The following is a 12,101-nucleotide window of genomic DNA, read 5'->3' on the forward strand; positions in this document are numbered from 1 at the left end:
GGCGGCGGGGGGGCCACCGCCGCCCTCATTGCCCACGAACATGGAGCGCGGGTGCTCCTGGCCACCAAGCTCAGGCTGGGCGATGCCAATACCATGATGGCCGAAGGGGGTATTGCCGCCGCCACCCAGCCCAATGACTCTCCCTATTTGCATTTTCTGGACACCATTGGTGGAGGAAGGTTCCAGAATAAGCGGGAGCTGGTCCGGGCGCTGGTGCACGATGCACCGCTGATCGTGGAATGGCTGAAGGACCTGGGGGCCATGTTCGATACCCACCCCGGCGGGGATCTGGTGGTATCCTTTGCCGGGGGCCACTGCCGCCGCCGGGTGCACTCCTGCAAGGACTTGAGCGGTATGGAATTCATGCGGGTCATCCGGGACGAGCTGTGGAACCGGAGGATAGCCGTGCTGGAATTCAGCCCGGCGGTGGAGCTTCTGCTGGACGAAGGGGGCCGCTGTGCCGGGGCCGTTCTGATGAACCTGGAGACCGGCGAGCACCTCATTGTCCGGGCCAGGGCGGTAATCCTGGCCACCGGGGGCATCGGCCGCCTGCACCCCAACAGGTTCCCCACCACCAACCACTACGGCGCCACCGCCGACGGTCTGGTAATCGCCTACCGGGCCGGGGCACGCCTTTTGCACATGGATGCCATCCAGTACCACCCCACCGGCGCCGCCTGGCCGGAACAAATGCTGGGCCAGCTGATCACCGAAGCCCTGCGGGGCAACGGCGCTCAACTGGTGAACGTGCACGGGGAACGCTTTATCAATGAACTGGAAACCCGGGATCTGACCTCTTCGGCCATTATCCGGGAAGTACGGGACAGGAAAAAGGGCGTGCGCACCCCCACCGGCATGGAGGGGGTCTGGCTGGATACGCCCCTTATTGACATCCGCGGCGGAGAAGGAAAGCTGGACCGCATGTTTGCCGGCATAGTGCACCGGTTCAGGGAATACGGCATCGACGTGCACAGGGAACCCATTCTTGTTTTTCCCACCCAGCATTATCAGAACGGCGGGGTGGAGATAGACCCGGAAGGGAAGACGGACATACCCGGATTGTTCGCGGCCGGGGAGGTGTCGGGGGGTGTACAGGGCAGGAACCGCCTGGGCGGGAACTCCCTGGTGGACATTTTTGTCTTTGGCCGGCGGGCCGGCCGGGCGGCGGCCCGCCTGGCGGCAGAAACCCCTGTGCCGGAAAAGCTCAGCCTGGAGCACGTCCGCCGTTACCACCGGGAACTGGCCGGCGCCGGCATAGCCAGGGAACGGGTATCCCCCCTGCTGCTTCCCGATTATACCCGCCCCGCGGTGAAAGAACGCCGTTACAGTTGAATTTTATGATATAATTAGTTGATGTCACGGCCCTGTTATTTTCAGAATCTGTTCCGGTTTGCCTGCCATCCCGCTCAACGGGGCCGGTTTGCAAGGCGGGCCATACCCACAATGCCATTACTGACAAAAGAGGTGGTATTTTTCATGGGCCAAAACTTGACCCAAAAAATTCTGGCCGGTCACCTGGTCTCCGGCAGTCTGGAGCCGGGCACGGAGATCGCCGTCCGGGTGGATCAAACCCTGACCCAGGACGCCACCGGCACCATGGCCTACCTGCAGTTCGAGGCCATGCACATTCCCCGGGTGAAAACGGAACTTTCCGTGTCCTATATTGATCACAACACCCTGCAGACCGGCTTTGAAAATGCCGACGACCACCGTTTTCTGCAGACCATGGCCGCCAGGTACGGGATTTACTACTCCCGGGCGGGCAACGGCATCTGCCACCAGGTGCACCTGGAGCGGTTCGGGGTGCCCGGGAAAACCCTGCTGGGTTCCGACAGCCACACCCCCACGGCCGGGGGCCTGGGCATGCTGGCCATCGGGGTGGGCGGCCTGAATGTGGCGGTGGCCATGGGCGGCGGCCCCTTTTACCTGATCATGCCCAAAGTGGTGCATATAAGGCTGCACGGCCGGCCGGCCCCCTGGACCACGGCCAAGGACATTATTTTAGAGGTCTTACGCCGCCTCTCCGTCAAGGGTGGCGTGGGCAAGATTCTGGAGTACGGCGGGGAAGGGATTAAATACCTGACCGTGCCCGAGCGGGCCACCATCACCAACATGGGGGCGGAGACGGGGGCCACCACCTCCATTTTCCCCAGCGACGAAGTAACCCTGGCCTTCCTGCGCGCCCAGGGGCGGGAGGATGCCTGGGTGGAACTGCGGCCCGACCCGGATGCCGCCTATGATGAGACGCTGGATATTGACCTGGGCGCCCTGGAACCCCTGGTGGCCTGCCCCCACAGTCCCGATAACGTAAAACCGGTGCGGGAAGTGGGGCCCCTGGCCGTGGACCAGGTGGTTATCGGCAGCTGCACCAACTCCTCCTACCTGGACCTGATGAAGGTGGCGGCCATCCTCAAGGGGAAAGTGGTCCACCCGGATGTAAGCCTGGTCATTGCCCCCGGCTCCCGGCAGGTGCTGGCCATGCTGGCGCAAAACGGCGCCCTGGCGGACCTGGTGGCGGCCGGGGCACGGATCCTGGAATGCGCCTGCGGGCCCTGCATCGGCATGGGCCAGGCCCCCCCTTCCGGCGGCATATCGGTGCGCACCATCAACCGGAACTTCAAGGGGCGCAGCGGCACGGCCGACGGCCAGGTGTACCTGGTCAGCCCGGAGACCGCGGCGGCCACGGCCCTGACGGGCAGGCTGACCGATCCCCGGGAACTGGGCGACCCGCCGGTGGTGGCCCTGCCGGAAAAATTCCCGGTGGACGACCGCATGATTCTGCCCCCGGCGGCAGACCCGGCTGCTGTGGAGATCCGGCGCGGCCCGAACATCAAACCCCTGCCGGTGGCGGAACCCGTGCCGGAAAATATCCGGGGCCGGGTGCTGCTGAGGGTGGGTGACAACATTACCACCGACCACATCATGCCCGCCGGCGCAAAGGTTTTGCCCCTGCGTTCCAACATTCCGGCCATGGCCGAATATGCCTTTGCCGCCGTGGATCCCTCCTTCCCCGCCCGGGCCAGGGAAGCCGGGGGCGGCATCATCGTGGGCGGGGAGAACTACGGCCAGGGCTCCAGCCGGGAGCACGCCGCCCTGGTGCCCATGTACCTGGGCGTGAAGGCCGTGCTGGCCAAATCCTTTGCCCGCATCCACCGGGACAACCTGATCAACTTCGGTATCCTGCCCCTTACCTTTGTGGATCCCGCGGATTACGACCGGGTGGGGCAGGATGATGTGCTGGAGATGGAGCATGTACCGGAAACCCTGCAAAGGGGAGCGGAACTGGTTGTCAAAAATGTGACCCGCAACGCTACATTCAAAGTGCGGGCACAGATGACCCCCCGGCAGGTGAGAATAGTCCTGGCGGGAGGATTGCTCAACTATACGCGTGGAAATAATTAACTCAAAACGGATGTGACACCATGACCAGACTGGAACGGGTGAAAGAAGACAGCCAGCGGGTGGCCGAAGCCATCGCCGCCGCCCTGGGGGTCGAGGTCGAGATCATCGACCTCGACCTGGTGCGGGTGGCCGGCACGGGCAAAGTGCGCAACGACGTGGGATCCCGCCTGCTGCGGGGATTTGTCAACAAGCACGTGCTCAAAACCAGGGAACCGGTGTTTATCCGGGAAGCGGGCTACCATTCCATCTGCCTGTCCTGCCCCCTGACGGGCAACTGTTTTTATAAAGCGTCCATGGTTTACCCCATCATCGCCGAAGAAGATGTCATCGGCACCATCAGTTTGATTGCCTTCAGCGACGAACAGAAAAACACCCTGTGCGCCCGCACCGCCTCCCTGATGGAATTCATCGGGCGCATGGCCGACCTGATCGCCGCCAAAGTCCTGGAAACCGAGGCCATCACGGAAAAAATAATCATGGCCAGCCAGGTCAATGCGGTGATGGACTCGGTGGATGAGGGGGTCGTGGCCATAAACAGCCAGGGCGTGGTCACCCACTTCAACCTTTCGGCAGAGCGCATGTTTAACATACCCAAAAAAGAAATCCTTAACCACCACCTGGAAGAATACTTGAGCGGCCTCCCCCTGCTGCAGGCCCTACGGGACCCGGGCGGCTTCACCTCCCGGGAATGCTTTGTCCAGGCCAAAGGGCGCCGGCTGCACCTGCTGGTTACGGCCAGGCCCATAACGGGCACCGGCGGCCGGCCCGTGGGGGTGGTGGCCTCGGCCCGGGACTTCAAGGAAACCCAGAAGCTGGCCTATGAAATCATGAGCGCCCAGCAAATGTTCACCTTCGACGACATTATCGGGGAAAGCCGGGCGATCAAAGAACTGAAGGCCCGGGCCGGCAAAATCGCCAGGAGCCAGTCCACCGTCCTGATTACCGGGGAAAGCGGCACGGGCAAGGAAATATTTGCCCGGGCCATCCATTCCGCCAGTCCCCGTAAGAACCGGCCCTTTGTGGCCATCAACTGCGGGGCCATTCCGGAAAGCCTGCTGGAAAGCGAACTGTTCGGCTACGAGGAAGGGGCCTTCACCGGCGCCCGCAAGGGAGGCAAGCCGGGCAAATTTGAGCTGGCCAACCACGGCACCATCTTCCTGGACGAAATCGGCAATATGTCCCTCTACCTGCAGGCCAAGCTGCTGCGGGTGCTGCAGGAACGGCAGGTGGAACGGGTGGGGGGCAGCCGGCTGATCCCGGTGGACATCCGTATCATCGCCGCCACCAACAGCAACCTGCAGGAAATGATCGACAAAGGCCATTTCCGGGAAGACCTTTTCTACCGCCTGAGCGTCATTCCCCTGACCATACCCCCTTTGCGGGAACGGCCGGAAGACATCAAACTGCTATTGGAACACTACCGGGAGCACTACAACAACCTGCTGGGCAAAAACATCCGCGGCTACACGCCCCGGGCGGAAGAAGCCTGTCTTTCCTACAGCTGGCCGGGGAACGTGCGGGAACTGATCAATGCCGTGGAATACGCCGTAAACCTGGCCGAAGGAGAGCTGATCGACCTGGACAGCCTGCCCCTGGCTTTGCAGGAGGGCGGCGGCCCGCCGGTGGAAACGGCGCCCCGGGTGCCCGGGAGGCGGGGCTGGCTCACCCTGGAGCAGATGGAAAAGGAAGCCATCACCAGCGCCCTGGAACATTTCGGCTGGACGGAACAGGGGAAAATAAAGGCGGCCCGGGTGCTGGGGGTGAGCCGGGCCACCATCTACCGCAAGATTGCCCGGTACAACCTTTTCCCCCGCAATGGCCGGGAAGGCACCGGGAACGGGGAACGTATTTTTAAAAATCACAAGGATTAGCATCGATAAATTTGCAATTTGTCTATTAAAAAGCGTATGGATTCTCTTGATAAATGTTTAATGAACCCGCTGTGGGAAAATTCGTATGGTCTATTGCTTCTTTCGCTTCTTGCACATCAAAGCTTCTAAAATCTTCGTAGTCTGCTTCAGAAGACAAAGTTGACGGAGCTTTCTTCATGGCAATCACTCCCGAAATGAATTATTGATTATCCGCCTGTTTTTTTGTCCCTATATTTATATCAAACCTGGCAGGGTAAATCTTGTAAGATACCACTAAAGCTAAAAGATGCCGCCTTACCGTGATGGCAAGCGCCGCACTTGACATAAAATGGGGAGGATTGTTAATATGTCCTCCCTATTATTATTTTTGTTTGACAGTTGTTTGCATCCAGGTCGTTGGCAAACTATCCTTAATATCACAGATAATGTCAAAGCAATTTTCAACTGGGGCCATGAAAACAGCCATAATCTTTGTCCAAGTCATATTTACCTCGCACTATTTTGCAGAAAATTTCGCGGGAGGAATATTTTACCCAAGGAAGTATATTCCTTTGCAATAAAACCTGTTTTTGATTATGCTAGAAAGAGAATTTATAAAAGTTAGAAGGTGAGCTTCATGCGTCCCAAAATTGCATTGATTACTCCATACTCAGAACTGGGTATGCTGGCGGGTGAGGTGGCTTGTGAACTGAATGAATCACTGGTTGTTAAACAGGCCGCTCTGGAAGAAGCCATACAAGTTGTACGAAAGCTGGAGGAGGAAAATGTGGATGTAATTATCAGTCGGGGTGGGACAGCTGCAGTCATTCGTAAAAACACAAGCATCCCTGTGGTACTGTGTGAGGCAAATACCTTCGATGTTTTACTAGCTTTGCACCAAGGTAAAAAATTTAGCAACAGGGTCGCGTTGTTTGTTTTTAACCAGGTTCCTGGTCTGGATACCATTGCCGAGATTCTCGATTTAGATGTCTGCCAGTTCTGTTCCTACGAAGACCTTCATGCTATTGAACAGGAAATTGAGCGGGCTATGAAAGCCGGCTTTGAGGTCATAGTTGGCAGCCTGGTGGCTGTTCGCATGGCCCGGGAACGGGGCCTAAAGGCCATTCCCATATATACCAGTAAAGAAACAGTCAGGGAGGCTATTTTAAAAGCCAGGGAAATTGCCATGGTTCGGCATAAAGAGGCCGAACGGGCCAAGCGTATGCAGGCTATTTTGGACTTTGCCTACGATGGTATTATAGTGACCAATGAAGATGATGTGATTGAGGTTTTTAATCCGGCTGCGGAAAAAATTACCGGTATCAGGGCGGCACAGGTTATTGGCCAGAAAGCCGAGCAATGGATACCCAACACTCGTTTGGTGGCCGTAAAGGAAAACCGAAGGCCCGAAGTTGGTGAATTGCAGGAGATCGGGAAGACCACCATTGTAACAAATCGCGTGCCCATTATCGTTAAAGATAAAGTGGTTGGAGTGGTGGCTACTTTTCATGAAATCAGCAGGATACAAAACTGGGAACGTAAAATCCGCAAAGCCCTTTATAGTAAAGGATTAATAGCCAAGCATACCTTCGATGACATCATTGGCAACAGCCAGGCCATTACCACGGCCAAACTACAGGCTCGTAATTATGGTTTTTATGACTCTACAGTATTGCTGGTGGGTGAGACGGGCACGGGCAAGGAGTTGTTTGCTCATGCCATCCATAGTGTAAGCCCCCGCAACAACGGTCCTTTTGTGGCAGTGAACTGTTCAGCCCTACCGGATGGTCTGCTGGAAAGTGAGCTGTTTGGTTACGAAGAAGGGGCTTTTACGGGGGCTCGCAGAGGAGGTAAGCCCGGACTATTTGAACTTGCGCATGGCGGCACCATTTTTCTGGATGAAATCAGTAGCATCTCCCTGAATATGCAGGCCAGGCTTCTGCGAGTGATCCAGGAGAAGGAAGTAATGCGTTTGGGTTCCGACAAGCTTATTCCCGTAGATGTACGTATTATCGTAGCCACCAATAAAGATCTGGCGGCACTGGTGGCCCGGGGGAAGTTCAGGGAAGATCTCTATTTCCGCCTCAATGTTCTGCGCGTTCGCATTCCTCCGCTACGGGAGCGACGCGAGGATATACCTTTGCTGGCACAGTATTTTCTGGATCAGCAGAACGCCGGGTGTAACCTTGATCCGGTTATTGCCCGTAAAATGCAGGAATATCGTTGGCCCGGCAACGTACGGGAACTAAAGTCCTTCATTTCCCGGTACGCCATTCTGGTTAACGAAATGCCCGCGGAGACCATTTTTGAGGATTTTCTCCACGAGACCTTCCGCCTAATGGGTTCCCCTGAAGAAATGGGACTCCCGGTAGAAAAGGACCCAAACCAGAACACGGTAACGATAAAGATTGGCTCTCTGGATAAAATGGAAAGGGAATTAATTCAAAAGATGCTGGCCCGGTACGATCACAACCGGTCGGCCCTGGCCAAAGCATTGGGCATCAGTCGCAGCACGTTATGGAAAAAGCTAAAGTCCGTTCGATAATCGATCGGGTATTTAAACAACATGTTTAAATATAGAACATAGGCCCTTCCCATATGGTTCTTTTCTAACTGGCATGGCTATTGCTTGTATTCAAATTTCATAAGGAAGGGCTTTTCCTTTTAGGGCTTTTTAATAGCGCGCTACAGCCCGCTGCAGGTCGTAGTCTAACTGGTTTGAGGAAGGTGAGGCAGCCATGGGTATGACCATGGCAGAGAAAATTCTGGCCCGCCATGCAGGTAAAACACGGGTTTCTCCCGGCGAAATAGTAATGGCCCGGGTTGACTGCGCCATGATGGACGACATCCTGGGCCCCAGGGTACAGATTGCCGATGAGCTGAAACGTTTGGGTGCTTCCATTTGGGATCGCCAGAAAGTAGTGGTTATTTCAGATCACTATTCTCCTGCGGCCAACGTTAAGCAGGCTGAGATACTGGCTTTCACCCGCCGGTGGGTTCAGGAGGTGGGCATCGAGCATTTTTACGAAGGTCAGGGACCCTGTCACCAGATTCTAGCAGAAAAGGGCTTCAGTTTGCCCGGTACCCTGTTGGTGGGGACCGACTCCCATACCTGTACTGCCGGGGCCTTTGGTTGTTTTGGCACCGGCATTGGCTCCACAGAAATGCTTGGAGTGCTGGTTACCGGGCAGATCTGGTTGCGGGTGCCGGAGAGTATCAAAATAAATTGGAATGGAAACTTACCTGAGGGGATCATGGCCAAGGATGTGGTTTTAAAAACTATCGGTGACATTGGTCACGCCGGAGCCACCTATAAAGTGATGGAGTTTGCCGGGGGTACCATTCGCCAGATGCCTCTGGATGAACGGATGTGCCTGACCAACATGGCGGTGGAAGCCGGGGCAAAAACCGGGTTGATTGAACCTGACGATAAGGTTTTTGATTTCCTTGAGGCTATCGGACGGACCAATTACGAGCCGGTATTCAGTGATCCTGAGGCAGTATACAGCCAGATTTTGCATTACCGGGCCGAAGACCTCAATCCCCAGGTGGCCTGCCCCCATGAAGTGGACAACGTCAGGGATGTAAGTGAAGCAGCCGGTTTGCGAATCGATCAGGCCTATCTGGGGTCCTGCACCGGCGGGAGGTTCCATGATCTGGTCGTGGCAGCCCGGATTTTGAAAGAACGGCGGGTTGCTCCCCATACCAGGTTGCTGGTTTCGCCCGCATCACGGGAGACCTGGCTCAAAGCTTCCCGGTCGGGTATTCTCGACATTTTGGTCGAAGCTGGAGCTATTATTCTGGCACCCGGCTGCGGGGCATGTCTGGGGCTGCATTCTGGCATTCTGTCAGCAGGTGAACGTTGTATTTCCGCTACCAACCGAAACTTTATCGGTCGGATGGGAAGCAAGGAAGCAGAAGTTTATCTGGCTTCTCCAGCTACAGTGGCGGCTTCGGCCGTGGAAGGGCGTATCGTTGATCCGCGCCATTACTTGTAAAGGGGGATTGATTCCTGTGACTGATTACGTGATCCGTGGACGCGTGCATAAATACGGCGACAACATCAATACCGACATCATCTCACCAGCCCAATACATGGAACTTTCCTATGCCGATATGGCCGCCCACGCCATGGAAGGAATTGATCCCGACTTCAGCCGGAAGGTGCGCCAGGGAGATATTATGGTCGCAGGCAAAAATTTTGGCTCCGGTTCCAGCCGGGAGACTGCTCCCATCGCATTGAAATACGCTGGTATCGGAGCGGTAGTTGCTGAATTTTTCGCTCGCATTTTTTACCGTAACGCTATCAACATAGGCTTACCTGTAATAGAGCTTCCGACAGTGGAGGTGATAAACGATGGCGATGAGCTGGAAATAGATCTGGCAAAAGGGATCATTCGCAATCTTACTCAACAAAAAGATTGCTATTTTCCTTCTTTTCCGGATCACATCATTGAGCTGATTCACGCTGGGGGACTGGTTCCCCTCTTGGAAAAGAAACTGTTGGCTAAAGAATCTCATTAAAAATTAAACATATATCACTGGAGGAAAACTAGCCGTGAAACAAACAACCAAACTGCGTCAGCTTTTAAAACGTGCCCAGGAAGGCGGCCCTATCATACTACTGCCCGGTGCCCATGATGTTCTCACGGCCAGGATAGTAGAAAAGACCGGTTTTGAGGCCGTATATATGACCGGTTACGGTACGGCGGCCAGCATGCTCGGTAAACCAGATGTAGGGCTGTTGTCTATGAGTGAAATGGTTCTGCGGGCCGATCATATGGCCAGTGCGGTAGACATACCTGTTATTGCCGATGGAGATACCGGTTACGGCAATGCCATCAATGTAATGCGCACCGTACGGGAATACGAGAAGACCGGAGTGGCAGCCATTCAGCTTGAAGATCAGGTTATGCCCAAAAAGTGTGGTCATATGCTCGGTCGGGAGATTATTTCCGTGGAAGAAATGGTGGGTAAAATCAAGGCAGCAGTGGATGCCCGCGTGGACAATGATTTTGTAATTATTGCCCGTACCGATGCCAGGACAAAATACGGTATTGAAGAAGCCATCGCGAGGGGCAAGGCCTATGAGGAGGCTGGTGCCGACGTACTGTTTATCGAGTCACCGGAGACCATTGAGGAAATGAAGCTAATCACTTCCAGCTTCCGGGTTCCCGTGCTGGCCAATATGCTGGAGAATGGGCGCACGCCCCTGCTTTCTGCCCGGGAACTGCAGGAACTCGGTTATCATATCGCACTTTATTGCGTAGCTTCAACTTATGTGACGGCCAAGGCAGTCAGCGAGCTAATGCAGCTACTAAAAGAAGAAGGAACCACCAAAAGGATTCTGGACCGCATGATTACCTTTGATGAGTTTAATACCTTCATCGGTCTCCCGGAAATTCGGGAATTGGAAAAGAGGTATGCTACGGGAAGGTAAATTTTAACTAATATTATTAACCGAAACGATGGTGTATCCCGGATTACTGCGAATTGGAGGCGGGAAAATGAGCAGACCTATTATTAAAGAAATCAAATACCGGACGGTCTTTGACAGCAGGGGTGTGGAAACGCTGGAGGTTGACGTGTTTGTCGACGGGGGATTTGGCAGGGCTGCAGCTCCCTTTGGTGCCCCTGGAAGCAGAGGGGAGTTTGAAGCCCCTGCCTATTCACCAGAAGGACTGGATGGTTCAATTAAAATTTTGAACCAATTCATAATACCATCATTAATTGGGATGGATGCATCAGAACAACACAAAATTGATGAGCTGCTCAAACAAATTGATGGTACGCCAAACTTCGAACGCATTGGTGGCAATACATCCGTAGTGATTTCCACCGCCTGTGCCAAGGCGGCTGCGGATGCCTTAAATATGCCTCTTTTTAAGTTAATGGCTCCCGAAGGGCCATGGTCGATGCCGCTGCCTCTGGGCAATGTCATTGGTGGTGGTGCCCATAGCATGGGGCCAGCCCCCGATATGCAGGAACACCTGGTTGTTGCTGTGGGGGCTAAGACAATTAAAGAAGCAATTAAATTAAACTTAATGGTTCATGAAGAGGTGGGCAAACTTTTGGAGAAAAGGGACCCCGGATTTGCCGGAGGTACAGACGATGAAAACGCCTGGACAGCCAACCTGGACGATGTCCAAGCGCTGGAGGTTCTTGGTGAAGCCTGCCGGAAAGTTTCCCAGAGAACTGGCGTGGAGATTCGCATGGGCCTGGATCTGGCTGCAGACCGGCTCTGGGATCCGGAAAAGAAGGTCTACCGGTACTGGCGTGAGGGATGTGAGAGAACAACTCGCGAACAATTAGACTTTTTATGTGAGCTCATTGAGAGATTTAATTTGATTTACGTTGAAGATGCCTTTAACAGCAACGACTACGAATCTTTTTCAGCATTGAACAAAAGGTGTGGTGATCGGTGCATTATATGCGCCGATGACCTCTATGCCAGCAACCCGGAAAGAACACGTGCCGGGATCACAGCAAGGTCGGCTGGAGCCATGATTGTTAAACCTAACCAGGTGGGGACCATAACCGGTGCCCATATAACTTCACAGCTGGCAAAGGAAAATGGGCTAAAAATTATTCTTTCACATCGGTCCGGAGAAACGATGGATGATTCCATTGCTCACCTGGCTGTTGCATGGAAGGCTACCATGATTAAAACCGGGGTTAAAGGCGGTGAGAGGCTGGCCAAGTTAAATGAACTGATCCGGATAGAGCAGTCATATAAAGAAATGGTTATCGTTCAAGGGATTTGAGATTGAATCAATCCAATATGCAAAAATACCTACATTAAGCACAGTCGCTCAATAAACAAGTGAGAATGAAATAAACAAACATCTC

The 12,101-nt window shown here is 54.6% G+C and carries 9 protein-coding genes; 8 read left to right on the forward strand and 1 reads right to left on the reverse strand.

What is annotated here, in order from left to right; translation table 11 throughout:
* The 3 genes from GFC01_RS12955 to GFC01_RS12965 all read left to right on the forward strand — a co-directional run.
* Positions 1-1,332, forward strand: a 1,332-nt coding sequence (locus GFC01_RS12955) for an FAD-binding protein (RefSeq protein WP_152947565.1), incomplete at its 5' end; no start/stop codon positions are given.
* A 144-nt stretch (positions 1,333-1,476) separates the two neighbouring features.
* Positions 1,477-3,402 (forward strand): aconitate hydratase, encoded by a 1,926-nt coding sequence (locus GFC01_RS12960; protein WP_152947567.1) that lies wholly within the window; start codon positions 1,477-1,479, stop codon positions 3,400-3,402.
* A gap of 20 nt (positions 3,403-3,422) precedes the next feature.
* Positions 3,423-5,273, forward strand: a complete 1,851-nt coding sequence (locus GFC01_RS12965) for a sigma 54-interacting transcriptional regulator (protein WP_152947569.1) — start codon at positions 3,423-3,425, stop codon at positions 5,271-5,273.
* Positions 5,274-5,298: 25 nt separating this feature from the next.
* On the opposite strand, the gene GFC01_RS12970 is transcribed toward GFC01_RS12965, so the two are convergent.
* Positions 5,299-5,451, reverse strand: a complete 153-nt coding sequence (locus GFC01_RS12970) for a hypothetical protein (protein WP_152947571.1) — start codon at positions 5,449-5,451, stop codon at positions 5,299-5,301.
* Positions 5,452-5,889: 438 nt separating this feature from the next.
* Here GFC01_RS12970 and GFC01_RS12975 point away from each other — a divergent pair, with 438 nt between their 5' ends.
* From GFC01_RS12975 to eno, 5 genes are all read left to right on the forward strand, one after another.
* Complete coding sequence (locus tag GFC01_RS12975) at positions 5,890-7,797, forward strand: sigma-54-dependent Fis family transcriptional regulator (protein ID WP_152947573.1); 1,908 nt, start codon at positions 5,890-5,892, stop codon at positions 7,795-7,797.
* Positions 7,798-7,990: 193 nt separating this feature from the next.
* Positions 7,991-9,250 carry a 3-isopropylmalate dehydratase large subunit gene (locus tag GFC01_RS12980; protein WP_152947574.1) on the forward strand — a complete coding sequence of 420 codons (1,260 nt, stop codon included), beginning with the start codon at positions 7,991-7,993 and terminating at the stop codon, positions 9,248-9,250.
* Positions 9,228-9,776 carry a 3-isopropylmalate dehydratase small subunit gene (locus GFC01_RS12985; protein ID WP_279233482.1) on the forward strand — a complete coding sequence of 183 codons (549 nt, stop codon included), beginning with the start codon at positions 9,228-9,230 and terminating at the stop codon, positions 9,774-9,776. Before GFC01_RS12980 ends, GFC01_RS12985 begins: the two co-directional genes overlap by 23 nt.
* Positions 9,777-9,810: 34 nt before the next feature.
* Positions 9,811-10,692, forward strand: a complete 882-nt coding sequence (locus GFC01_RS12990; protein ID WP_341473972.1) for an isocitrate lyase/PEP mutase family protein — start codon at positions 9,811-9,813, stop codon at positions 10,690-10,692.
* 67 nt (positions 10,693-10,759) lie between these two features.
* Positions 10,760-12,016: a phosphopyruvate hydratase gene (gene eno, locus GFC01_RS12995; RefSeq protein WP_152947576.1), complete on the forward strand. Its 1,257-nt coding sequence runs from the start codon at positions 10,760-10,762 to the stop codon at positions 12,014-12,016.
* Positions 12,017-12,101: the final 85 nt, after the last annotated feature.

The sequence above is a fragment of the Desulfofundulus thermobenzoicus genome (assembly GCF_009428905.1).
In the GTDB taxonomy this organism is placed as follows: Bacteria; Bacillota; Desulfotomaculia; order Desulfotomaculales; family Desulfovirgulaceae; genus Desulfofundulus_A; species Desulfofundulus_A thermobenzoicus.

What these genes read in the sequence shown, in the direction of transcription:
- GFC01_RS12960 (WP_152947567.1), top strand. Translation starts at nt 1,477, where the DNA reads ATGGGCCAAAACTTGACCCAAAAAATTCTGGCCGGTCACCTGGTCTCC.
- GFC01_RS12970 (WP_152947571.1), bottom strand. Translation starts at nt 5,451, where the DNA reads ATGAAGAAAGCTCCGTCAACTTTGTCTTCTGAAGCAGACTACGAAGAT.
- GFC01_RS12965 (WP_152947569.1), top strand. Translation starts at nt 3,423, where the DNA reads ATGACCAGACTGGAACGGGTGAAAGAAGACAGCCAGCGGGTGGCCGAA.
- eno (WP_152947576.1), top strand. Translation starts at nt 10,760, where the DNA reads ATGAGCAGACCTATTATTAAAGAAATCAAATACCGGACGGTCTTTGAC.
- GFC01_RS12980 (WP_152947574.1), top strand. Translation starts at nt 7,991, where the DNA reads ATGGGTATGACCATGGCAGAGAAAATTCTGGCCCGCCATGCAGGTAAA.
- GFC01_RS12975 (WP_152947573.1), top strand. Translation starts at nt 5,890, where the DNA reads ATGCGTCCCAAAATTGCATTGATTACTCCATACTCAGAACTGGGTATG.